General features: G+C 38.3%; 22 protein-coding genes. 12 read left to right on the top strand and 10 right to left on the bottom strand.

Annotated features, from left to right (window positions below; all coding sequences use genetic code 11):
• Window positions 1-4: 4 nt before the first annotated feature.
• Both rpmF and yceD read right to left on the bottom strand, forming a co-directional pair.
• Window positions 5-175, bottom strand: a complete 171-nt coding sequence (gene rpmF / locus GQR45_RS12590) for a 50S ribosomal protein L32 (RefSeq protein WP_002962381.1) — start codon at window positions 173-175, stop codon at window positions 5-7.
• Between the two features lie 9 nt (window positions 176-184).
• Window positions 185-709 carry a 23S rRNA accumulation protein YceD gene (gene yceD, locus GQR45_RS12595; RefSeq protein ID WP_007585727.1) on the bottom strand — a complete coding sequence of 175 codons (525 nt, stop codon included), beginning with the start codon at window positions 707-709 and terminating at the stop codon, window positions 185-187.
• A 131-nt stretch (window positions 710-840) separates the two neighbouring features.
• On the opposite strand from yceD, the gene GQR45_RS12600 reads away from it, so the two are divergent.
• On the top strand, window positions 841-1,440 hold the full coding sequence (locus tag GQR45_RS12600; protein WP_165726125.1) for a Maf family nucleotide pyrophosphatase: 600 nt from the start codon (window positions 841-843) through the stop codon (window positions 1,438-1,440).
• 9 nt (window positions 1,441-1,449) lie between these two features.
• Here the strand turns inward: GQR45_RS12600 and GQR45_RS12605 are convergent, their stop codons facing one another.
• Both GQR45_RS12605 and rluC read right to left on the bottom strand, forming a co-directional pair.
• Window positions 1,450-2,112, bottom strand: a complete 663-nt coding sequence (locus GQR45_RS12605) for an HAD-IA family hydrolase (protein ID WP_346774202.1) — start codon at window positions 2,110-2,112, stop codon at window positions 1,450-1,452.
• The gene (gene rluC, locus GQR45_RS12610; RefSeq protein ID WP_010554171.1) at window positions 2,109-3,068 is read right to left on the bottom strand and encodes a 23S rRNA pseudouridine(955/2504/2580) synthase RluC; all 960 of its coding nucleotides are present in this window, start codon (window positions 3,066-3,068) and stop codon (window positions 2,109-2,111) included. Before rluC ends, GQR45_RS12605 begins: the two co-directional genes overlap by 4 nt.
• A gap of 772 nt (window positions 3,069-3,840) precedes the next feature.
• Between rluC and rne the strand changes: the two genes are divergently transcribed.
• Window positions 3,841-6,981: a ribonuclease E gene (gene rne / locus GQR45_RS12615; protein WP_165726126.1), complete on the top strand. Its 3,141-nt coding sequence runs from the start codon at window positions 3,841-3,843 to the stop codon at window positions 6,979-6,981.
• 81 nt (window positions 6,982-7,062) lie between these two features.
• Here the strand turns inward: rne and GQR45_RS12620 are convergent, their stop codons facing one another.
• Window positions 7,063-7,428, bottom strand: a complete 366-nt coding sequence (locus tag GQR45_RS12620; protein ID WP_007585713.1) for a hypothetical protein — start codon at window positions 7,426-7,428, stop codon at window positions 7,063-7,065.
• A gap of 93 nt (window positions 7,429-7,521) precedes the next feature.
• Here GQR45_RS12620 and GQR45_RS12625 point away from each other — a divergent pair, with 93 nt between their 5' ends.
• Complete coding sequence (locus GQR45_RS12625) at window positions 7,522-8,121, top strand: DUF4124 domain-containing protein (RefSeq protein WP_165726127.1); 600 nt, start codon at window positions 7,522-7,524, stop codon at window positions 8,119-8,121.
• Window positions 8,122-8,136: 15 nt separating this feature from the next.
• On the top strand, window positions 8,137-8,787 hold the full coding sequence (locus GQR45_RS12630) for a DUF4124 domain-containing protein (RefSeq protein WP_165726128.1): 651 nt from the start codon (window positions 8,137-8,139) through the stop codon (window positions 8,785-8,787).
• Between the two features lie 71 nt (window positions 8,788-8,858).
• Here the strand turns inward: GQR45_RS12630 and yejK are convergent, their stop codons facing one another.
• Window positions 8,859-9,875, bottom strand: coding sequence for a nucleoid-associated protein YejK (yejK, locus tag GQR45_RS12635; protein WP_121955650.1), 1,017 nt, complete (start codon window positions 9,873-9,875; stop codon window positions 8,859-8,861).
• A 62-nt stretch (window positions 9,876-9,937) separates the two neighbouring features.
• On the opposite strand from yejK, the gene GQR45_RS12640 reads away from it, so the two are divergent.
• The 7 genes from GQR45_RS12640 to GQR45_RS12670 all read left to right on the top strand — a co-directional run bounded on the left by GQR45_RS12640 (window position 9,938) and on the right by GQR45_RS12670 (window position 16,324).
• The gene (locus GQR45_RS12640) at window positions 9,938-10,150 is read left to right on the top strand and encodes a DUF1414 domain-containing protein (protein ID WP_007375276.1); all 213 of its coding nucleotides are present in this window, start codon (window positions 9,938-9,940) and stop codon (window positions 10,148-10,150) included.
• Between the two features lie 5 nt (window positions 10,151-10,155).
• Window positions 10,156-11,652: a DUF3413 domain-containing protein gene (locus tag GQR45_RS12645; RefSeq protein ID WP_007585701.1), complete on the top strand. Its 1,497-nt coding sequence runs from the start codon at window positions 10,156-10,158 to the stop codon at window positions 11,650-11,652.
• A gap of 86 nt (window positions 11,653-11,738) precedes the next feature.
• On the top strand, window positions 11,739-12,218 hold the full coding sequence (locus tag GQR45_RS12650; RefSeq protein WP_007585700.1) for a hypothetical protein: 480 nt from the start codon (window positions 11,739-11,741) through the stop codon (window positions 12,216-12,218).
• A gap of 103 nt (window positions 12,219-12,321) precedes the next feature.
• The gene (aceK, locus tag GQR45_RS12655) at window positions 12,322-14,040 is read left to right on the top strand and encodes a bifunctional isocitrate dehydrogenase kinase/phosphatase (protein WP_007585698.1); all 1,719 of its coding nucleotides are present in this window, start codon (window positions 12,322-12,324) and stop codon (window positions 14,038-14,040) included.
• Window positions 14,041-14,056: 16 nt separating this feature from the next.
• The gene (locus tag GQR45_RS12660) at window positions 14,057-14,995 is read left to right on the top strand and encodes a LysR family transcriptional regulator (protein WP_002961484.1); all 939 of its coding nucleotides are present in this window, start codon (window positions 14,057-14,059) and stop codon (window positions 14,993-14,995) included.
• Between the two features lie 175 nt (window positions 14,996-15,170).
• A complete protein-coding gene (locus tag GQR45_RS12665) occupies window positions 15,171-15,614 on the top strand; it encodes a PA2169 family four-helix-bundle protein (RefSeq protein WP_007585695.1) in 444 nt (147 codons plus the stop codon).
• A gap of 314 nt (window positions 15,615-15,928) precedes the next feature.
• Window positions 15,929-16,324, top strand: a complete 396-nt coding sequence (locus tag GQR45_RS12670) for a biopolymer transporter ExbD (RefSeq protein WP_165726129.1) — start codon at window positions 15,929-15,931, stop codon at window positions 16,322-16,324.
• A 72-nt stretch (window positions 16,325-16,396) separates the two neighbouring features.
• Here GQR45_RS12670 and GQR45_RS12675 read toward each other — a convergent pair whose 3' ends face one another.
• The 3 genes from GQR45_RS12675 to GQR45_RS12685 are packed head-to-tail and all read right to left on the bottom strand — an operon-like array spanning window position 16,397 to window position 21,084.
• On the bottom strand, window positions 16,397-19,432 hold the full coding sequence (locus GQR45_RS12675) for a TonB-dependent receptor (RefSeq protein ID WP_033027055.1): 3,036 nt from the start codon (window positions 19,430-19,432) through the stop codon (window positions 16,397-16,399).
• A 9-nt stretch (window positions 19,433-19,441) separates the two neighbouring features.
• Window positions 19,442-20,521, bottom strand: coding sequence for a FecR domain-containing protein (locus GQR45_RS12680; protein WP_165726130.1), 1,080 nt, complete (start codon window positions 20,519-20,521; stop codon window positions 19,442-19,444).
• A complete protein-coding gene (locus tag GQR45_RS12685) occupies window positions 20,518-21,084 on the bottom strand; it encodes an RNA polymerase sigma factor (protein ID WP_002961494.1) in 567 nt (188 codons plus the stop codon). Before GQR45_RS12685 ends, GQR45_RS12680 begins: the two co-directional genes overlap by 4 nt.
• 374 nt (window positions 21,085-21,458) lie before the next feature.
• On the opposite strand from GQR45_RS12685, the gene GQR45_RS12690 reads away from it, so the two are divergent.
• Window positions 21,459-21,974, top strand: coding sequence for a DUF2937 family protein (locus tag GQR45_RS12690; RefSeq protein WP_024608298.1), 516 nt, complete (start codon window positions 21,459-21,461; stop codon window positions 21,972-21,974).
• Here the strand turns inward: GQR45_RS12690 and GQR45_RS12695 are convergent.
• A complete protein-coding gene (locus tag GQR45_RS12695; protein ID WP_007585683.1) occupies window positions 21,954-22,841 on the bottom strand; it encodes a LysR family transcriptional regulator in 888 nt (295 codons plus the stop codon). The two genes, GQR45_RS12690 and GQR45_RS12695, sit on opposite strands and share 21 nt — an antisense overlap.
• Window positions 22,842-22,843 lie beyond the last annotated feature (2 nt).

Raw genomic sequence — 22,843 nt, forward strand, 5'->3', positions numbered from 1 at the left:
TCTCTTATTTAGAAATTACTTGAACGCCTTTGTAGTAACCATCTGCAGTCACATGGTGACGACGATGAGTCTCACCAGATGTTTGATCTACAGTTAAAGTTGGACCACTGATCGCATCGTGTGAACGGCGCATGCCGCGTCTTGCACGAGACTTTTTGCTTTTTTGTACAGCCATAGTCTTCTCCTAAGAATCTTTCTTAAGTTGTTTCAAAATATCAAATGGATTAGGTTTATCATCTTCCGCCTTTAATACACCAAAGCTGGCAGGCTTTGCTGAATAACTGCATGAAGCTTCGTTGTGGGTAGCCACTAATGGAATTGCTAAAATTAGTTCGTCTTCAATTAAATTAAAAACGTTAACTTCACCATTTTCATCAAGCGCTACTTCATCGTAGTCTTCTGGAAAAATATCTAACTCTGTATCTTCACCTACTGGTGAATATGCAAAGTCTTGAACCAAATCCAACCCTAAATCACCATTACAACGTTGACAAATGACAGTAACGTGTGTGGACAAATTGCCTCTAATCACAGCGAAACCTTGATCATCGTTTTTGCAATGTATTTTTACCGCTATTTCACCTACTTCTTCCTGCACAACTTTCTCTAAACGAGTAAGTTTTTCAAGCGGTACAATTCCGTCATACTTTAAACGGTGCTGCGCTGCTTTGCCTGGATGAAGAGTGATGGGAATTTTCACCTTTTGCATAGGGGCTGCATCATATAGATAGTTAGTTTGTTAGTCAAAGTAAAAAACCATTTTTACTTGGTTTTTAACGTGTTTTACTCTCGGATCTGATTTATCCTAACTCAATCTGAATTATCGTAGGAAAACAGTCCGTGAAGCATCCACTCATTTTAGCGTCAAGCTCGCCTTTTAGGCAGTCTTTATTACAAAAATTTAATTTACCATTTGATACGTTTTCACCAGACGTTGACGAATCAGCACTTGAATGCGAAACACCTACCAAACTGGTTAAGCGTTTAAGTGAATTAAAAGCCTCAGCGGCTAATAAACACTTTAACAAAGGGTTAGCTATTGGATCAGACCAAGTCGCTGTGTTTAATAATCAAATTTTAGGTAAACCACATAATAAACAAAATGCCGTAAAACAACTAAATTTATTTAGCGGTAATACTGTAACATTTTTAACTGGGCTTTGTGTTTACGATATTGTAACTGGCACTAAAAAAACCTGCGTAGAACCTTTTAATGTGTCGTTTAAAACACTCAGTGATGCACAAATTAGTGCTTATTGCGATGCTGAGCAGCCTTATAACTGTGCTGGCAGCTTTAAGAGTGAAGGGTTGGGTATTTGTTTATTTGAAAAGTTAAGCGGAGACGATCCTAACAGCTTAATTGGATTACCATTAATTAAACTCAGCCAGCTACTGGCTGAGTTTGGTATTGATGTACTTACTGCTCAAAACAAGTTCTAGTTAAATAAATTAACCAAGCAGAACCTGTTGCAGCTGCAGATAGCTATCTACTGTTGCAACAGGGCTAAGCTTATTTAGCTGCTGTGCGTTATGGACACCCATTGTTACGCCAATTCTATCCATGCCAGCTGCTTTTGCCATTGTCATGTCTATTTGAGTGTCGCCAATCATTACAGCGTCTTGAGCACTTATGCCAAGTTCTTCAAGTAATTGATACAACATATCTGGAGAGGGCTTTGATTGCGCTTCATCGCTTGTACGTGTTGCACTAAAAAAATGGCGCAATTGACTTTGTTCAAGCAAGCGCTCTAACCCACCCCTACCTTTACCTGTTGCAACCGCTAAAACAATGCCCTGCTCTTTTAAGGCAGCTAAAACGCTGACAACATTAGCAAATATAGGCGTGGGAGTAGTATCCACACTGTATTGATATTTATAACCTGAAATTAACGCTTGATGCTGCGCTACATTATTAGGAAATAAAACGTCAATTGCTTTTTCAAGCGACATACCAATAATGTTTTTAATGGCTAAATCACTTGGCGACACTAAATTAAGTGACTCGGCGCTACTACGAATACAGTTAACTATTTTAGTCACTGAATCCATAACAGTGCCGTCCCAATCAAAAATGACGAGCTTATATTTTTTAATTGGAGTCACTGCAATCACAGTTTTGCATCTCGTAATTTTAGTAATGTATTTTTAAGCGTTTTATCTAGCGGTGCTTCAATACGCATCGTTGTTTCGTTTTTAGGGTGATAAAAACTTAAATCATGTGCGTGTAAAAACAATCGGTTTAACCCAACTTTACGCATAGAATCGTCAAAACCCTGATCGCCATATTTATCGTCGCACGCTATTGGGTGACCTTTACATTGCGTATGCACACGAATTTGGTGCGTACGCCCTGTAACAGGCGATGCTTGTACAAGCGAGCAATCATTAAAACGTTCAAGTACTTTAAAACGAGTATGTGAAGGTTTTCCCTCAGTGTTATCTACGCGTACTACGCGCTCGCCCGATTTAAGTGTATTTTTACGCAGCCCTTCGGTAACGTTTTTAGTTTTAGAATCCCACTGCCCTTCTACAAGTGCCCAGTAATTTTTTTCCATTGTTTTTTCGCGAAGCTGTTCATGCAATGCTGTTAACACCGAACGACGCTTCGCTATAAGTAAACAACCCGATGTATCACGGTCAAGCCTATGAACTAGCTCAAGGCTACGTTCCTCTGGGCGAAGTGCTCGCAAAGCTTCAATTAAGCCATAACTTAAACCACTGCCGCCATGAACAGCCATACCTGATGGTTTATTTATTACGATAAGGTATTTATCTTCAAATAAAATATCGTTTTCAAGGCGAGTTACTTTGTCTAATTTTGATGGAACAAATTCTTCACGCTCAGCAACCCTGATAGGTGCAATACGAAGTACATCTTCAAGCTGTAGTTTATATACAGGCTTAATACGCTTTTTATTAACGCGTACCTCACCTTTGCGCAAAAGTTTATAAATAGCGCTTTTAGGCACCCCTTTTAAATGGGTAATAAGAAAGTTATCAATACGCTGACCTAAATGGTCTTCGTTGATCGTGACATAAGTTACTTGTAAGTCGTTTTTTTCTGACATTGCCTAATCACTAATTTAAGTAAAATAATTTAGTTGCTAACACTGTAATAATAGTGGGATAATCAGCAGCGCAAATATTTAGTATTTGCAAATAACAACGGTGCTTTTTAACACATTAAAACATTCGTGATGCACATTCTGGGTAGCCGATCATACAGATCCGAGTTAAGTTTTCCAAAGCTTTTATGCCTCCTCAGTTGACACGTGCGATCAATTAACGGCAATGCGCGTAATATATTGCTGGTTAAGTTTGAACATGAAGCGATTTTTAACGTGCTAGAGAAAGCAATGAACAGATAATTTGTCTGATAGTGACGACGTAAAAAACGTCGTTCAGCACTAGCTCAATTATTGTAGTACCGTATAGCAGCTTATTTAGAACTAAAAAAATCTAATAAATAAGCGTTCATTAACATCGGCAGCGATTTTTGCTCTTAAAACGGATATTAGCGATACATCAGTATGTATTGCTCACCAACTTAATGAGCCCTACGCGCCTAATATGAATGATATTTAGTAAGATTAATATGACAGGCCGACTTCTGGGTAAAACTTGTAAACGTAGCTGAAAAGCCGACAGTTTTAGCACCATTAAGAATTTAATAGCGATAATAATTGCTATTGTTTGCCAGCATTTAAAATACTGCATACGAGAAACAGAGCCGTTCCGTTAAAGACCCAGTCGTGAGGCTGCACATTCTAAAAATAGGGACAACTGAACAGGCGAGAAAAACATCGTCATGTCAGCGACATAAATAAGTAGAGTAACAATATGAAACGTATGCTAATCAATGCAACGCAGCAAGAAGAAATGCGCGTAGCACTGGTTGATGGCCAGCGCCTTTATGATTTAGATATCGAAAGCCCAGGTCACGAACAGAAAAAAGCCAATATTTATAAAGGCAAAATAACTCGCATTGAACCATCTCTTGAAGCAGCATTTGTTGATTACGGTGCTGACCGCCATGGTTTCCTTCCTTTAAAAGAAATTGCCCGTACTTACTTCCCTACAGGTTACACTTTTCATGGTCGCCCTAACATTCGCGACGTGATCAAAGAAGGTCAAGAAGTTATAGTACAAGTTGATAAAGAAGAGCGTGGCCAAAAAGGCGCTGCGTTAACTACTTTTATCAGTGTTGCTGGTAGCTACTTAGTGCTTATGCCTAACAACCCTCGTGCTGGCGGTATTTCTCGTCGCATTGAAGGTGATGAACGTACTGAACTTAAAGAAGCATTGGGTCGTTTAGAACTTCCTAAAGGTATGGGCTTAATTGTTCGTACAGCGGGTGTTGGTAAATCCTTTGAAGAATTAAACTACGATTTAAAAGCATTATTAGTACATTGGGAAGCAATTAGACAAGCAGCCGATAGTGCTAAAGCGCCATTTTTAATACACCAAGAAAGCAATGTAATATTCCGTGCGATACGCGATTATTTACGTCGTGATATTGGCGAAATTTTAATTGATAAACCACGTGTTTTTGAAGAAGCTAAAGCGCACATTGAGCGTTTTCGTCCTGACTTTATGAGCCGTGTTAAGCTTTATCAAGGCGACACTCCTTTATTTACGCATTACCAAATTGAAAGCCAAATTGAGTCTGCGTTCCAGCGTGAAGTACGTCTGCCTTCTGGTGGTTCAATTGTAATTGACCCAACTGAAGCACTAACGTCTATCGATATCAACTCGTCTAAAGCAACTAAAGGCGGCGATATTGAAGAAACAGCACTTAATACTAACTTAGAAGCGGCCGATGAGATTGCACGTCAATTACGTCTGCGTGACTTAGGCGGTTTAATTGTAATCGACTTTATCGATATGACGCCTCCACGCCATCAGCGTGAAGTAGAGAATCGTTTAAAAGATGCTGCTCGTCCAGATCGTGCTCGTGTTCAAATTGGTAAAATCTCGCGCTTTGGTTTACTTGAAATGTCGCGTCAGCGTTTGCGTCCTTCATTAGGTGAAGCAAGCCAAGGCCCATGTCCACGTTGTAGTGGCCAAGGTACTATTCGTTCAAACGAATCAATTGCGCTTTCTATACTTCGTTTAATTGAAGAAGAAGCAATTAAAGACAACACAGCACAAGTAAATGCACAAGTGCCTGTTGCCGTTGCTGCTTATTTATTAAATGAGCAACGTCGTAGTGTTCATCGCATTGAAAAACATCATAAATGTGACGTAGTGATTATTCCTAATCAACATATGGAAACACCACATTACGAAGTTATGCGTTTACGTAAAGACGAAACACTTGAAACGGTAAGTTACGGACAAGTTGTTGCGCCAGAACCTGAAGCATTTGAGATGTCAAAATCACCAAGTGCACCAGTACGTGAAGAGCCAATGCTAAAAGGTGTTGTAATGCCTTCTACACCGGCTCCACAAGCAGCGCCTACACCAGTAGCTCAGCCTGTAGTAACAGAGACTAAAACTGAAGGTGGCTTGTTTGAAGCAATCACTAAATGGTTTAAATCGTTATTTGCAAGCGAAACAGTAGAAGAGAAAAAAGAAGCTGTAGAAAAAGAGCAGCAAGAAGCGCGTAATAACGCTCGCCGTGGTAACGATAATCGTCGTCGTAATAACAACCAACGTCGTCGTAATAATAACCCGCGCACTAATAAACCACGCAATGAGCGCCCTGCAGCTGAAGAGGAAGTTAAAACAGACTCACCAGCAGCAACAAGTACCGAGACTCAAGAGAGAAACGAGAACCGCAATAAGCGTCGTCGTAACCCTAACTCTCGTAAGCGCCCAGAGCATAAAAGCGAAGAAAAAGATCAAGTTAAAACTGAAGCCCCTGTAAAAGCAGAAGTAGAAGTAGAAACTGATTCTAAGCCAGCTCAAGCTGTAGAGCCTAAAGAGCAAAAGCCTAAAGTTCGCCGTCAACGTCGTAACATACGTAAAAAAGTACGTCTGCAAGATGAAAACGCTGAGCAAGCTAACTCAACAGAGCAAACACCTGAACAAGCTGTAGTTATTGATACTCCACAAGTTCAAGAGCAAGCACCTGTTGTAGAAAAGCAAACACAAGCTCCGGCAGAAAAAACAGCTCACATTAAAGAAGAGAAAGTTGACGTTGTTGATTCTAACGATGAAGCAGCAACGACTGAAGACGAGCAAGAGCAAACACGTACACGTTCACGCCGTTCTCCTCGTCATCTTCGTGCATCAGGTCAACGTCGTCGACGTCCTGAAGGTGAAGCAGAAGTTAAATCTGACGAAGCCCCTGCATTTGTTCCAGTTGCTGATCAAGCTGCTGCAGAATATGAAGCAGAGCTTAAAGCTAAATCTGAAGAAACACCTGTGGATGCAGCGCAGCAAATTGAACAAGCCGTTGCAGTTGAAGACTTAGCAAAAGTTGAAGCTGTAGAAGAGCCAGCTAAAGTTGAAACTCCAGTAGTAACTGAAGAGCCAGCTAAAGTTGAAACTCCTGTAGTAACTGAAGAGCCAGCTAAAGTTGAAACTCCAGTAGCAACTGAAGAGCCAGCTAAAGCTGAAGCGCCAGTAGTAACTGAAGAGCCAGCTAAAGTTGAAACGCCAGTAGTGACTGAAGAGCCAGCTAAAGTTGAAGCGCCAGTAGTAACTGAAGAACCAGCTAAAGTTGAAACTCCAGTAGTAACTGAAGAGCCAGCTAAAGTTGAAACGCCAGTAGTAACTGAAGAGCCCGCTAAAGTTGAAGCAAAAGTGAAAACTGAAAAATCAGCACCGCATGTTAAAACAGCGGTTACTCAAGGGTCTGCAAGTGCGCCAATGGCACAGCCTACTCCTGTAGCTGATAGCGAAGTAAAACACACATCTGTAGCAATGGCTCACGATAAACGTGAACTAGTGCCAGATAGTGGTTTACGTGCGGGTTCTATCAAACCTGCTGGTCGTGCAAGTTCTGCAATGACTAAAACATTGAGTGTTGATTAATAACTAACACTTATTAAAAAGCCCCGCTATTTAATAAATAGTGGGGCTTTTTTGTTTAATACCAACTTAAACTATTAATAGTTAGCTTTCATTCGCCAATTTGTACGCTTCATATTTATCACATTCAAGTTCTGCAATATTTTTATCATAAATAGATTCTGATCTATATGACTTTAAAGTTAGATCTGTGCAGCGTTGCTCTAACTCCTCAACTTTAGGCATGGTTGGATCAATACTATAGAGTAAAAAATGCTTTTCACTTTTCTTGCCAGCGTCTAACATTTGCTGGTGGAACTCTTGATCTGCCGTTAAGCTCTTGAGCTTTGCGTCAATTTGAATTTGTTCGCTCATTTTGTAATAGTCACTCACTATTTTCTTCTCTGTTAATTTGCTGTAGCAAACAAATAGTAAAAAAGTAGCCAATAAACAATAAATAACTCCTCTCATATTGATAATTCCTCCTTGACATAGTAATGGGTTTTTAGCCTAATATAACACTATAATTAAATACATATTTGAGTCAATCCATAAGAAGGCAACATGCCCAATAACCAAATGAAACAGAAGTTACTTTTTGGTCTTATATTATTTTCAGCAACAGCCAGTTCACAACAAGTTTACAGTTGGGTCGATAAAAATGGTGTACGTCATTTCTCAGATGTTCCAACAGATCAAAGAGCAGAAGTAGTTGAAGGAATTGAATCTACACCTACTGTACAAAAAGTTGTAGTTAAAACTAATAACCGTATTCATGGCTTTGAAGATGAGCCTGAAGAACATATTCCGGGCTCTGAAGTAATAATTAAAGGAACAGGAGCTAGGCTCAGCTGTAATAAGCTTATTGCATATAAAGGGAATATATTTCAAGGCATTACTCGTTCAAAATTCCATGATTCTGACACTCCAAAAAGAAAAGCCCTAGTAGGGTTAAGAATGCACGAAAATACTAAAGAAAAATTAAAAAAAGAAAACCAGAGGTTACAAACTCACCTTGAAAAACAACAAGAGTACTATAAAAAAAATGAATCAATTAAATATGCCATTGATAACTCGCTGGACCAGATAGCTGAAAATAAATGTGAGATCCAAGTCCATTTACGCTATATGGAACTCATTCAAAAAAAAATAAATTCACTATAATAACCAAGGATTGATATGATCAAAATTATGTTCACGATACTTTTATTTTCAAGTTTCGTTTTACAAGCAAAAGTATACAAGTGTGAAGACGAACTGGGCAAAGTATCGTTTACCGATATCCCTTGTGAGCAAGATGATGAATCAGGCAATCCTCAACAGAACAACAGCACTTCGCAAAGTCCAATAATTAACAAGACTCCAAAAGAGGTTAATTCTATTAAAGAAGCCCTAAACTATGTGGGTTGGAACCAAATAGTGTTATTAAATTTAGACTTAATTGAACAGCAATATATAACTCCTAAAAAAAGCTTCAACTTTGAACATTCCTTTTTAGCACCTAGTCGTTATCAATACTCAACTGTTCCTATCCATAGTGTGACAGCAAGATTTATTAATGGTTTGGGTGAAATTATTTACCAAGGGAAAATATACACAAAAGATTTTTCTTCTAGAACTGATAGCAATGGCTTTTTCAATGCTACTTTTTCTGATATCAATAAACGAATGATGGAGATGGGATTAGAAGACCAGACTGAGAACACTCTTCGCTATGGAAGAGGTAATTGGAGATGGACTCATCGTAATTTCGCCTGTCATGCTCGATCTGACTTTAACCCGAAAAGTTCAATTATTGGTTTGAAAATCACTTGTAAGACGAACAAATAGTTATTATCGTTATCTAATTAATAAAGCCGCGTTATAACACGGCTTTTTCTTTTAATTTAGGTACTTAAACACTACTCTTTTTCATTTTCCATAAAACGTTGTAACTGATCTTTTAAGTTTGGCGGAATGCCTTTAATCACTAGTGTATCGGTTGCTTCGTTGTACGTTACGCGCTCGCCTAAGTGTTTACGTTCAAAACTTACACTTACACCACCACCAAGGCCTGAAAACTTAACCATACTGGTTACTGTTTTTTTATCAACGGGGAAAGTTTCTTCCAAGTCATAGCTTTGCTCTTTGCAAAAACTATCAAACGGACTGTCATCGCCTTTTGTAAGCGTTGCAGATAGATCGCTCACACTTGCATCTTCGCCTGTGGTTACGCAATCATTACAGTAATCAAATACTTGTTTACGTAAATCGTCTTTTTCTGATTTATCAAACTGCTGCTCTGATAAATAATCCTCTACTGCGCTAAGCATTACTTGGCTTTGCTGTTTTGAATCAATACCCTCTTCACAGCCTAAAAAGTCTAAGAAAAAGTCAGCAACTTTACGACCCGCACGACCTTTGATAAACGAAATATAACGATTATCTTCTGCTTGCGTATCCCATGCTGTTAAATCGATACGAGCAGCAAGTTGCATGCGAGATATATCTAAATGGCGAGAAGCCGCTAAATCAAGCTCAGAGGTCATAGAGTAATGCTCTTTAATGTTAATCATCGCAATTAACATGTAATCGGTAGCAACATACTGATAATGACAAAATACTAAATAGCCTGTTTCACTAAATGCATACTTATCAAGCTCTTCTTTTAAAACCGTTGAGGCTTGCTCGGTCATATGCCAAAAGCCTAGCTCATCGTTACGGTAGCTTTGCATTGCAGATGCTACAACGCTGTTTTTATCACCACTGAAAGCACAGTAACCTTTACCTGGCTTACCATTATATGCATGATGTAATTGTTCGATAAAAACGGCTACTTTATCGTTAATTACCATCTCATCATTTCGAAGGTGAATTTGCGTATCGTCGTCTTTTTTGTCTACATAATGAACGACTAATTTTTTAACGTCTGTTGTCATCTTTGTTTTTCACGCCTCTAGTGTTAAAATACGAGAATATAACTATTTTATTGAACCAACTGATGCCAATCTTATCAAAATACTCTAATGAAGAAGTAGAACAAATCGTCGATCAGCTTATTGATGTGCTAACTAAACACAATGCGCCGGTAGATTTAAGCCTTATGTGTTTAGGAAATTCTATCACGCATATCTTAAAAGAGCATGTACCAACAGGGAAAAGACAAGCCGTAACTGAGAACTTTGCAAAAGCTCTATCACAGTCGGTTAAATAAACTCTATGAATTTATCGCAGCACAATCAGTTTTCATCAAAAGCGAGTCAGCTATTAAGCTGGGGCCATTGGTTTACTTTTGCCAATATTGGTTTGGCGCTATTTATTAGCTTAAGCTACTTATTTGCCGACTCGCCACCAACAAGCTTTATGGGCATTACTTATATGCTAGTAACGTGGTTAAGCCACACTAGTTTTATCGCCTTTTTAGCGTTTGTGCTGACGGTATTTCCGCTTAGTTTAATATTCCCCTACCCACGACATATACGAGGCATGGCGGCTGTTATAGCCACACTAGGCGCTTCACTGCTTACCCTTGATGCTTATGTTTACGTTAATTTGGGTTATCATCTAAGTATATCTGCCTTACCTGAGATTATTTCTCTACTGTGGCATCGTTTAACCAGTTCACCTGCTTTAACAACCATTTTAGCCAGTGGGATTGTATTACTTATTTTAGGCTTTCAGCTACTTGTGAGTAATTACACATGGCAACACCTTGAGCGCTTAAAACAATATAAATTTGCACGTTACGCAATTTCATTTTTAATAGTGTGTTTTTCACTTAGTCACAGTATTCATATTTGGGCTGACGCAAATTTAAACTTTGACGTAACGAAGCAAGATAATGTACTACCACTGTCATACCCTACTACCGCTAAAAGTTTATTAGCTAAAAATGACCTGCTTGATATAGAAAGCTATAAGCAAGCACATAACGTAAAAATTAATAACCAAAACATTAGTTATCAAATGCCAAGCCCGCTTGATAAGTGTGAAGACTACACACAAGCCAATGTAGATATTTTTGTATTTGAAACCCAGCAACAACTCGCTAAATTTGTTGCCGATAATAAAAACTTACACAAAACAGAGCAGTTTTTACAGCCAACTAATCACGACGATATGCTATTTAGCTTAGTGTATGGTTTGCCAGCTTTTTATAAAGCAGCAATTTTAAGAGATCAAACTCTTCCCGCATGGCAAAGTCAGCGCCGCAGCATTGAAGTAACCGGCGTGGAAGAACTTAGTTTTATAAATGATCAAGCACATAGTTCTAGCGCAATTAGAGTTATTAAAAGTAGCGATAACGCCGTTGTACGAGATGATAAAACACAGGTTTTTGCTTTTAGTCTTGCCAATAACAAGCAAGAAGTAGTAACAACATCAACTTTATATAGCTCCGACAAACGTATTTCTAAAGTAGATGGACTTATTCAACCTAGCGATTTAATTGCAACAAGTGTTGGCCAATATTTAAATTGTAAAGCCATTGCTAAGCAAACAATGCTGGGCGTTAATTTATACAAGAAAAAAGATGATATGGGCGTGAACTACTCTCAGGGTGTCGTTATAGCCTATAAAAAAGATAGGATTACCTTAATAGATTCAGATGGTAACTTTAAAAACATTTCCGCTGCTGAAGGTTTTTCTATTGAACAAGGTTTAGATATACCATTTTTAGTACAGAGTATTAAAAAGCTCAAAACCTTTACCCAATAACAGTTATCCTAACCTAGCTTGATATACCACCAAGCTAGGTTATAGTTTTATATTGTTGTTAGATATAAAAACCAAGGATGACATGTATGTTTAAAACTTCTTGTTATATTCTCCATTCTAGCTTTTTACTTATCAGTTTTTTTAGCTTTAGCGATACCACTTACTACAAATGTGTAACAGAAAAAGGCACAATCTTTTCTCAACTGCCGTGTGACGACGAAGCAACGACTTATAAAGTTAACACGACGGGTAATCAGTATTCTGGTCCTAAGGTTGACTACACTAAACAACTAAACGAACTTGAGCGTGAAAGGCTTCTATCTGGCTTACAGGCAGAGCTTCGCAGTAATAACCATAAGCTAACAATACTTGATCGTAATAAGCAGCGTGCTGAATACAAACAACAAGAGCGGTTAAATCATATTCTAGCCATTGAAGATAAAAAGCGTATTACCAAAGATATTACTAAAAAATTAAAAATAATTAATAAAGAGTACAAAAAAGATGTATTGGTTATTACTAAACAAATTAAAATTCTCGAAAAAAAGATAGCTCAATACCAATAAATCACTCTTAATTAGCAAGTAATATTTATCTTGGTTTTAAACTTAAAATAACATACCCTTAACACAATAGAGTATAAGCTCTAGGGACTATTAAGGAGTGCAAATGCAGCCTCGCCATATTGCTGAATTAATTTTAACGGGTTTTAAAAGGCACTATCAGCTATTTCAAAAAACAACGGCCAAAGCCCCTCTCGCCTTTGCAAAAAAAGATTGGCAAGCAATTAATGATATCAGCCGTTTGCGTATCAGCTATTATGATGATCGTGTTAACGAAACCACACAAGCGCTAAAAAAAGAAACCCCAACAGAGCAATTAGATGAAAGCCTATGGCTCGAAGTTAAAAAGATATATCAGCACTTTTTATGTTTCCACCCTCAAGCAGAACTCGCCGAAACCTTTTATAATTCTGTATTTTGCCGGCTGTACCATAGGCGCTATTTTCATAATGACTTTATATTTGTAGAAGCAACTTTGAAAGATGCTCCTTCAGTACCTGTTGAGGCCGAATATAGGACATACTTTCCAGTAGTTGATGGCCTAAAGCCAACAATAAAACGCATTATTAATCATTTTGATTTTAAAGCCCCATTTGTAAATTTAGAGCGTGATATTCGCCTTCTTGTTAAAGCTTTTTATAAACAAGCACCCGATACACATCACCAACCTTGGCAAATGCGCTTTGATATTTTGCACACACCTTTTTATCGTAATAAAGCAGCTTATATTGTTGGTCGTGTTGTTTCAAAAAGTGGTGTTCAGCCTTTTATAATCGCCGTATTGCACGATGAAGATAACGGATTATATTTAGATGCACTTTTAACTAAATCATCTCAAATGCGTGTCATTTTTGGCTTTGCCCGCGCCTACTTTATGGTAGAGACTCATGCACCTTCAGCACTTGTCCGGTTTTTGAATCAGCTTATGCCAAACAAAACACTTGCTGAGCTCTATAACGCAGTGGGTTTTCATAAGCAGGGTAAAACTGAGTTTTATCGAGAGTTTTTAAATCACTTATCTCACTCAAGTGATGAGTTTACAATTGCACCGGGTACTCCCGGTATGGTGATGATGGTATTTACCCTTCCCTCATTTGGTTATGTTTTTAAAGTAATAAAAGACAAATTTGGTGAAAGTAAGCCCTTCGGCCGTGATACCGTATTAAAGCGTTATCAACTAGTAAAAAACCATGATCGCGTTGGCAGAATGGCCGATACCATAGAGTATTCTAACGTCGTATTTCCTTTGGCGCGTTTTGATAGTAATTTACTTGCGCAATTACATAAAACAATTGGCTCATCAATGGTAATTGAAGGCGAATGGTTGATCATCAAGCATTTATATATTGAACGGCGCATGACACCACTCAATTTATTTTTAGAAAATGCTGATGAAGAAAGTGCCGCAGACGCGATTGAAGAATACGGGCAAGCTCTAAAAGAAATGATTGCCGTTAATATATTTCCTGGCGATATGCTCTTAAAAAACTTTGGTGTAAGTAAGCACAAACGTATTATTTTTTACGATTACGATGAAGTTCAATACCTAACAGATATGAACTTTAGAGCATTACCGAAAGCAAAGAGCTACGACGATTATTTAATGGATGAACAAAGTTACTCTGTTGCACCACAAGATGTATTCCCAGAGCAGTTATGTACATTTGTAATGCCTAATCCTATGTATAAAAAGTTTTTCCTCAGCACTCATCCAGAGCTTATAGATGTTAGCTTTTGGAAGCAGGCGCAACAAAATATAAAAAATGGGCAGGTAAGTCATATTTACCCATACCCGACAGCACAGCGATTTATCCATCACTGGTAGACGCAAAGGACACACAATGAATATAAGTAAAATAGATTTAAATTTACTCGTTTATCTCGATACATTGCTTCGAGAATGCAACGTAACACGCGCTGCTAATCAATTGAGTATTACGCAGCCCGCAATGAGTAATGGCCTTAAACGTCTTCGTAACTTATTTAACGACCCTATTTTAGTTCGTACCAGCGATGGTATGGTCCCGACAGAGCGCGCTTTAGAGTTACAACCCGTTATTCGTGGCATATTAATGACGCTTGAAGAAACCCTAGCACCTAATAGAGAATTTGAGGCAAGCCAGAGTAAACGTGTATTTAGAATAATGGCCAGTGATTACGCTGCAAGTACGTTAGCGCCAAAGCTCTTAAGTAAACTACACGAAGAAGCCCCCGATACTACTTTAGATATACTCACACCAAGTGATGTAACCTTTCATGACGTAGAAAACGGTAAAGTAGATATGGCAATCAACCGTTTTGAAAACTTACCTCAGTCTTTTCATCATAAACGTATTTGGAAAGACAGTTTTTGCTGCTTAGTTAAGGCCGACAACCCTATTATTGAAAACTTTAGCCTCGACAGCTACTTAAAAGCGCGCCATATATGGGTGAGTAAAACAGGTTTTGGTGTAGGTGTGGGCATGGACCCTAAAGATGTGCAAAAACTTGGTTGGGTTGACGAAGCACTTGCCCACTTTGGTAAACATCGTAACATTGCCACTTTTACGCGTAACTACCATGTAGCGATTCATTTAGCTAAAGAGAAAAATTTGATTGCGACCCTTCCTTCAAAAGCTGCAAATATATACTTAGATGATCCGGGGCTTAAAATTTTAGAGCCACCGTTTCCAATTCCTCCTTTTGAGCTTGATATGATTTGGAGCCCACTGTTGCATCGCGATGCGAGCCATATCTGGTTACGCCAAAAAGTAGCCGAAGTAGCTGAAGAGCTAAAATAACTTTATTACACAATATAATGTAAAAATTGCTAGGTTAATACTTCCCTCATTAACTTAGCCCCTTTCTGCAATTAAATTAAATCAATAAAATCAAATAATTACATAAAATAAAAACGTGGAACATACATTGCTTTATTAAATTGAACTATACATTCATTTAATAAAAGAGGTCATTATGAACACCCATCAAGGATCAGAAGTAAATCATATTACTGACATCATTCAAGTTATGAACAGCGGCATCGACTTTTATCAAAAAGCACAGGAAAAAGTTGAAGACCCTGCTATTGGCGCACTTTTTCAGCGTATGATAGATGCCCGAAAAGTGAGTGTTGAGCGCTTGCAGCCATATGCAATTAATGAAAAAGGCGAACGCGAAGATGGTTCATCTTTCGCAGTTGAAGCACGACGTGCATACACAGCCTTACTTACTACATTCACCTCACATAACGACAGCACGTATGTAAAAGAGCTTGAAGAAGTAGAAGATAAAACGCTTGTAGAAATTAAAGCCGCTATGGATAAACCACAACCGGCTGATTGCGAAGCTGCACTGGCTAAAACATTATTAACAATGCAAAGCTGCCATGCAGAAATGAGCCGTATGCAAAAGCAGTAAGCTTACATAACGCATAAATACAACCCAGCCTAGCGCTGGGTTTTTTATTGCCTCTAATACCAATCTGCATAAATCTTTAAGCAATTTAACGAATTAAATCACACTATAACGATGCCATATAGACCCCATATATAAGCAAATTGGTATAAACACCACCTTATTTCGCCACATTTTAAATACATAATGAATACAAATATTTAATGTTATTAGAATATTTATTTAACCACGCTTTATTTTTGCTGTGCTAATTTTGTTAGTAGGTACCTAAAACCTTGCTGTGGCGCCGCAGCATTTAATTAAAAATAAGGTCCAATATGAAAAGTAAACTAACTAAACTGCAAAATAATGCTGATGTAGATATGACCTCGATGTTAGACATAGTGTTCATATTACTAATTTTCTTTATTGTAACTACATCTTTTGTAAAACCTGTGGCTATTGAATTAAACCGACCACTCGACAGCCCTCAAATAGATAAGCCTGTTAAAAATGCTTTATTTAGAATTGATGAAAGTAACGCAGTATATTTTTCAGGGAGGTTAATTGATTTAGAGCAAGTTGCGACTAATTTAGCGATATTCGCGGCTAAATATGAAATAAGTTCGGTACTTATAACCGCAGACGAAAACAGTACTCATAATACTTTAATGAGTGTAATGAATAATATTAAGCAATACGATGATTATTCAATAAGTTTGATTTCTAAATAAAACAGCCCAATATAAAACCAAAAAAAGGGCCTTACGGCCCTTTGAGTTAAATAACGAAAGGGAGGTTATTAATTAAAAACGGTATTCTGCGCCTATGTAGTAGTAGGCACCGTTAAATCCAAATGGAGCAGAACGACGTGAGTAGTCAAACACACCTGAGCTACTTATTACTGTGTTGCCACTAGCATCCACAATAGTACCTGAGCGAGAGTTACCTATTTCGTTTTTATCTGGGTAAACATCAAACAAGTTATTTGCACCAATATTTACCGATAAATCTTCAGTAACGAAGTAGTTAACTTTAACGTCAGTTAAAATTTCTGCGCCATACGTTTGACGACCACCGTCTTCTACTGTGTACTCACCAAAGCGATTAAGTGACAGGTTAACTGTCCAATCATCACGTTGATAAAGTGCACTTAAGTTAATACGATCCTCTGGTTGCCACTCTTCAATAATAGAGATGTCTTCAGCTGAAAATATATCTTCTACGTTTACTGTCTCAAGGCTTGAGCCAGCAGGCGAAAATAACGATACAACATCTGTTTTAGTAAAGTTAGCTGCAAGTGTAAAATCAAGCGTGCCGCCTAAACCTTCAGTGTTCCACGTTGCTACAAAATCAACACCACGAGTTTCTGTATCAGCACCATTTAAGAAGAACTGACCTACGCCAGCACCCGCACTATTTAGTGCAGCATCAAGGCTTGTAGATAAACCTTTACCTAAGCGGTCACTAATTACAATACGGTCGTCAATATCAATTGAGTAGTAATCAACGGTTACATTAATATTATCTGTAACGTTATATACAATACCTAAACTACGGTTTTGTGATTTTTCTTCTTTAAGCTTTGGAATACCTAAGCTTTGCGCAAGTGTTGAATCATTTCTAAATGTACCAACCTCTTCTGCAACTAAATTACCATTAGTACCAACAACAAATTGCGTACTTACGTTATTAAAGTAAAGCTGCTGCATTGAAGGCGCTCTAAAACCTGAGCTTAATGCACCACGTAGTGAAATATCGTCGGTTACAGACCAGTTACCAGCAAGCTTAAAGTTTACTGTATCACCAAAGCCTTTGTAGTTATCGTAGCGAAGTGCACCCGATAAAATTACATCTTCAATCACATAAGCTTCTGCATCTATGTAAAATGAAATTACATCACGCGATTCATCAACTGATGACGCAGGAGCTGAACCACCAAAACCTTGTGAACCACCTGATGCATCTTCAGAACCAACACCACCACTTAAGCCGTTGTAAATACTTACCCCGTTGGTTGTATCGTAATCGCGGTATGCGTACTCATTGCCTTCTAAAATGCGATATTCGTCAGTACGGATTTCAGCACCCATTGCTAAAGAATAATCATCAAAGTTTTGCGTAAAATCAATATTGATTGTTTGCAGTGATAATTCCATGCCGTAAGCGTACGCTTCACGTGGGATAGTTGTACGAATATCAGCAGCACTTAAACCTTGGTCATAACGTAAAAAGTTAGCGTATGAGGCATTGATAGTGTCACTTGTCGTGTAATCAATGCTGTTTTCACCATAAGTGTATGATAAATCAAGGCTTGCATCGTTATCAAACTCAGTTTTATAACCAAAGTTGTACGAGATATCGTCGATAGTTGTATTAATTTTTGGTAAGAAACCTAGCGGAATCGTCGCATCATTATCTTGTAGTACTGGGTTACCACCTGCATTTGCATTATGACGGAAAAATGCAGCCGACTCATTTTCACGTGTTGAGTAAGTAATAAAGCCGTAAAGCTCGCCATCACCTAACTCGTAACCGGTATTAATTGTTAAACCAAACTGCTGAGAATCAGCATCACCAATTCTGAATGTATCACGATCGGCTGTCAGCTCACGCGGATCGCCAGCAAGTAAAGTGCCGTCACTTAGTTCTGTACAACCATAAAACTGACAAGAGCCATGTAAACCTGCACGGTTAGTAGGTGCACGGTCACGGTAATTGATAGTTGTATTTAAATAACCGTCATCACCTAGCGCAAAGCCTTTATTAAAATCAAGGTTAATGGTTTCGCCATCGCCTTCAGAATATTGACCGTAGTTAATAGCCGCTTTGCCACCTTCGCTACCATCTTTAAGCACAATATTAATAACACCTGCAATTGCATCAGAACCATACTGAGCAGCAGCGCCATCACGTAATACTTCAATGCGTTTAATTGCAGAGGCTGGAATTGCATTCATGTCAGTACCTGCGGTACCACGCCCAACAGAGCCATTAATATGAATAATACTTGCTTGGTGACGACGTTTGCCGTTAATTAACACCAATGTTTGATCGGGGCCCAAACCGCGAAGTGTCGCAGGTCTTAAAGCATCAGTACCGTCACTAATTGCAGAGCTTGAAAAGTTAAATGAAGGGGCGATAGACTGTAGCATACGACCAACTTCTGTTTGGCCCGTATTTTCAAGCGCTTCTGCACTTAAGATATCTACTGGAACGGGTAAATCTTCAACTGAACGTCCTGCTACACGGCTACCGACTATAGCAATTTTTTCAATTTTTTCTTGAGCGACTTCTTCTGCTGCGTTTACACCTTGCGAATTTACTGCAAGTAAAGCTGGTAATACTGCTGCACTGACCGCTGAAAGCTTCATCATGTTGTTATCATTCCTGTTGATTTGTTTGAGTTTTATACTCAGTAAACCATTTTGATCAACAACCGCATCGAGTTCAGTCCCACCTAATAATGCCTCTAGAGCATCTAGCTGAGTGTAAAATCCATAAACTGAATTTGCGTCATACTGCTTTGCCAACTCATAAGAAAACACCACGGTTTGCTCTGTTTGTTTAGCATATTCAATTAAGGCTTTGTCTGCTCGCTGCGCTTTTATATCAAATTGCACCATTTGCCCAGTGGTTTGAGTTGCTGCTTGTACACTCAAGCTAAAAATAGCCGGTACAAGCACACTAAATCCACTCAATAAATGCGTTTGGTTACTGCGCAACTTATATAAACAGCTGACAAACAAAAATCCTCTATGGTTTTGTTTCTTTTTTTTAATATTTTTTTTACGTTCAATCTTTATTGATGCAACTTTATCTAACATTAGTTTGATTTGCATAACGTCTACTTATGATTCTGTATGGTGTTTTAGCGTTACTACATGCTCACCTAAACGCTCATGATCAATCGAAAAATTAGTTTGTAAACTTTCTAGTAAACCTTCAACGTCACCCGCTTTAAATACCCCAGCTACTTTAATACTGGCAAGCTCGGCTGATGAAAGCTCAAAACGTGTGGCGGTATAGCGACTTACTTCATTTAAAGCATCGCTTAGCTCTTCTCCATTAAAAATAAGCATGCCATTTTGCCATGCCAAATCGCGTTGTACGTCGTTCATTGAAAGCTGGGTAATTGGCTTTGTAACACTCTGCTCTATAATTACTTTTTCGCCTGAGGTAACAATATTGGCATTAATTAGACGAATTTTTTGCGTGCTGTTATCTGCAAGCTGATAATCTTTAAAGTCATTTGCATCAACCGCTACACTAGGGTCGGTGATCATCACTTTGCCTTCGGTAACAACAAGCTCTAAATCTGATGAGGTATTACGCTGTACATTAAACACGGTACCGAGTGCGGTAAAGCTTTTGTCGCCGGCCATAACACTAAACGGACGCGTGGCATCTTTTGCTACATTAAAACGCCCTTCTCCTCGACTAAGTAACAACTGCCTGCGGCCTTTGCTATAAGCAACTTCTAGTAAGCTATTAGTATTAAGCTGCACTATAGTGCCGTCTGGCAATACATACGTTGCTTGCTCGCCTACTTTTGTTTTGTAAATTTTAGTGTAGTTAACTTTTGCAAGCTCTTGGTTATAGCCGTTTTCTAAATTAATTAATAAGTAGCTGCATACCATTAGTGCTGCAAATAAACTCGCTGCAATTGAGTAAGAAAACATCCACTTATTTTTTGATGCTTTAGTATTGTTACGCTGAGGAAATAAATGACTTAATTCATTTAACACCGAAAGCTCATCCCAAAGCTGAGCAAGCTCGTATATAGAGTCTTGATGGGCGATGCTTTGCATCATCCATAATTTAAATTGCTCTTTTTCATCATCAGTTAAACCACGATCAATCGCGCTTATCCAATCACATGACTTTTCTAAAATTAAATCTTTTGAATTAAATTGATGAACATTACTCATTCTGCGACCCTCTTAACTGATATAGGGTGTGCTTGAGCTTTAGGGTTTGTTTGAGGGCTTTGCTCATGTTCACGCATGTACAACATGGTTTGTAACAATCCTTTGGCAATGTGTTTTTCAACAGTGCTTTGGCTTAACTGCATTTGGTCTGCGATCTCTTTTTGGCTCATGCCGTAAACTTTTTTTAATATAAAGCATTTACGAATCGATGAGCTTAGTTGCTCAGTAGCTCTACAAAAAAGTAAAAAGCGCTCTTTAGATGTGTATTCATCCTCAAGCTTCATTGATTTAAGTAATACGGGTAATTCGTTATCATTTTCTAACGAATCATTAAATTTGTTGTCCCACTTAGCTATATGGTTAAGTGCTAGGTGTTTTGCTGTTTTAAGCATGTAACTGCGGGTAAACTGTATATCTTGCTTTAAATCAGCTTCGTAGCTTTTTACAAAGGTTTCTTGCACAATATCTTCTACATCGTCGGGTTGAACAATGCGCGATACAAAACGTTTGAGCTGTTTAGATATATCAACAAATGTTGACGTGAATTTTACTTTTTTCGTCATCCTTAACATCCACCTGTTGTTATTTTTATTACTAGGCCGTGTTGACCTTTCGTGGTTGAATTTACAGCAGTACGTTTGGTATTTAGGCAAGGCAGAGCCTATGTAGTGTGGTTATTCCCCATAAATAGGTGATAACGCAGCATAAATGCCAAACATGCGCTGCCCTTTGAGCTCGATCTAGGGACGATTAACTCTTTGTTGCACGGTTTTGACTTAGCCCGCTAGGTTACAAACCTCGCGCCGCGATTAAATCGACCCTAGATTGAACAAATTTCAATCCACAAAGGTAAACACGCCCCAATAGATTACGAGTTTTTGATATAAAAACAAGCTCAAATGTTAATTATGGGTTATTTAAATGGATAGGAAGATAAATGAGTAAATTTTTAGATTATATCCGGCTTAGTTTCTTTGCATTTGGTTTACTACTTGGAGTGCAAATTCCTGCATTTGTAAGCGATTTTGGCCAAGCATTATCAGCCCAATTAATTGAAGCTAATAATGCCATTGCGCCTTTTAAAAGCGATGCAGCTAAGTATTTTAATAATGATTTAAGTAAGCTAATTAAACACTATAAAAATATTGATGATGGGATTGTGAATAAAGGTGCAAGTAATATCAGTACACTTTACACACGACAACAAGACTTACAAATCGCTGTAAATAGGTTTGCGCAATCTCCATATATTTTTACTATGATCAGTGGCATGAGCGATGTAAAGCAACAAGTGTGGCAACGCTTTGAAGGTCAAATCATTTTAAAAAAAGACTCTATTATAGCCGCCATTGTTGCAGCTATTATAGTTGCCTTACTTGCCGAGCTTACTGGTTATTTGTTTTTAACTGGAGTAAAACGCTCATTTAAACGCTTATTCGCAGCTCAAAAATAGTGATTTCATAAAGTCATAAAATACATCGGTTTTGCGGGTAGTTAAGCTATTTTGCGGACGCAAAAACCAAACTGGTGCATCATCTTGTGCCATGACACCGGGCATAACTTCAACTAAAATGCCATTTTTAATATCTTCATGAATAGCTATCATTGATTTAATTGCAATGCCATGACCTGCAATGGCTGCTTGAGTCATATTGTCGGAATTAGAAATAGTAAAGCGTGTTCTTGCATTAAAAGTATGTGTTTTACCTTGTTCATCAAAAAGCTTTAATTGGCGCTGCCACGGCAGGCAAACCCAATAGTGTTCGCTCAATTGAGCTAAGCTTTTAGGCATGCCATATTTTTTTATGTAGCTAGGAGCTGCGCAAAGTATACGTTTGTTGTTTACTATTTTTCGTGACAGTAAACCGGAATCATTTAATTGTCCTACACGAATTGCCACATCTTGTGCGTCATCAACCACATTTACAAAATGATCTGTAATTAAAAAATCAAGTTTTAGTTCAGGATAGGCCTGCTCTAACTCATTAAGCCTTGGCATTACGTATTTTGAAAAAATCCAAGGGGGCATAGTCACGCGTAATAAACCACTCACAGATGAACTACGCGCACCAATGCTATGCTCAGCGTCGTGCAGCGCCTCCATTATAGCGCCAACTCGCGTATAAAATATTTCACCTGCGGGAGATAACCGTACTCGTCGGCTATCTCTAAAAACAAGTACTGTTGCAAGCTCACGTTCTAATTTACTTAAGCGATGGCTTACCGTTGCAGGCGATAAACGCTGCTCTCGTGCAGCAGCAAGCACCCCTTTATTTTCAACTACTGCTATAAATGTTTCTAGGTCGCTTAAATTATACATAA

Source organism: Pseudoalteromonas sp. SA25 (assembly GCF_011378705.1).
In the GTDB taxonomy this organism is placed as follows: Bacteria; Pseudomonadota; Gammaproteobacteria; order Enterobacterales; family Alteromonadaceae; genus Pseudoalteromonas; species Pseudoalteromonas arctica.

Bases quoted from the DNA above. Each gene is read 5' to 3' on its own strand.
- rpmF (WP_002962381.1), bottom strand. From the start codon at position 175: ATGGCTGTACAAAAAAGCAAAAAGTCTCGTGCAAGACGCGGCATGCGC.
- yceD (WP_007585727.1), bottom strand. From the start codon at position 709: ATGCAAAAGGTGAAAATTCCCATCACTCTTCATCCAGGCAAAGCAGCG.
- rluC (WP_010554171.1), bottom strand. From the start codon at position 3,068: ATGTCAGAAAAAAACGACTTACAAGTAACTTATGTCACGATCAACGAA.
- rne (WP_165726126.1), top strand. From the start codon at position 3,841: ATGAAACGTATGCTAATCAATGCAACGCAGCAAGAAGAAATGCGCGTA.
- GQR45_RS12620 (WP_007585713.1), bottom strand. From the start codon at position 7,428: ATGAGAGGAGTTATTTATTGTTTATTGGCTACTTTTTTACTATTTGTT.
- GQR45_RS12625 (WP_165726127.1), top strand. From the start codon at position 7,522: ATGCCCAATAACCAAATGAAACAGAAGTTACTTTTTGGTCTTATATTA.
- GQR45_RS12630 (WP_165726128.1), top strand. From the start codon at position 8,137: ATGATCAAAATTATGTTCACGATACTTTTATTTTCAAGTTTCGTTTTA.
- yejK (WP_121955650.1), bottom strand. From the start codon at position 9,875: ATGACAACAGACGTTAAAAAATTAGTCGTTCATTATGTAGACAAAAAA.
- GQR45_RS12640 (WP_007375276.1), top strand. From the start codon at position 9,938: ATGCCAATCTTATCAAAATACTCTAATGAAGAAGTAGAACAAATCGTC.
- GQR45_RS12645 (WP_007585701.1), top strand. From the start codon at position 10,156: ATGAATTTATCGCAGCACAATCAGTTTTCATCAAAAGCGAGTCAGCTA.
- GQR45_RS12650 (WP_007585700.1), top strand. From the start codon at position 11,739: ATGTTTAAAACTTCTTGTTATATTCTCCATTCTAGCTTTTTACTTATC.
- aceK (WP_007585698.1), top strand. From the start codon at position 12,322: ATGCAGCCTCGCCATATTGCTGAATTAATTTTAACGGGTTTTAAAAGG.
- GQR45_RS12660 (WP_002961484.1), top strand. From the start codon at position 14,057: ATGAATATAAGTAAAATAGATTTAAATTTACTCGTTTATCTCGATACA.
- GQR45_RS12665 (WP_007585695.1), top strand. From the start codon at position 15,171: ATGAACACCCATCAAGGATCAGAAGTAAATCATATTACTGACATCATT.
- GQR45_RS12670 (WP_165726129.1), top strand. From the start codon at position 15,929: ATGAAAAGTAAACTAACTAAACTGCAAAATAATGCTGATGTAGATATG.
- GQR45_RS12675 (WP_033027055.1), bottom strand. From the start codon at position 19,432: ATGCAAATCAAACTAATGTTAGATAAAGTTGCATCAATAAAGATTGAA.
- GQR45_RS12680 (WP_165726130.1), bottom strand. From the start codon at position 20,521: ATGAGTAATGTTCATCAATTTAATTCAAAAGATTTAATTTTAGAAAAG.
- GQR45_RS12685 (WP_002961494.1), bottom strand. From the start codon at position 21,084: ATGACGAAAAAAGTAAAATTCACGTCAACATTTGTTGATATATCTAAA.
- GQR45_RS12690 (WP_024608298.1), top strand. From the start codon at position 21,459: ATGAGTAAATTTTTAGATTATATCCGGCTTAGTTTCTTTGCATTTGGT.
- GQR45_RS12695 (WP_007585683.1), bottom strand. From the start codon at position 22,841: ATGTATAATTTAAGCGACCTAGAAACATTTATAGCAGTAGTTGAAAAT.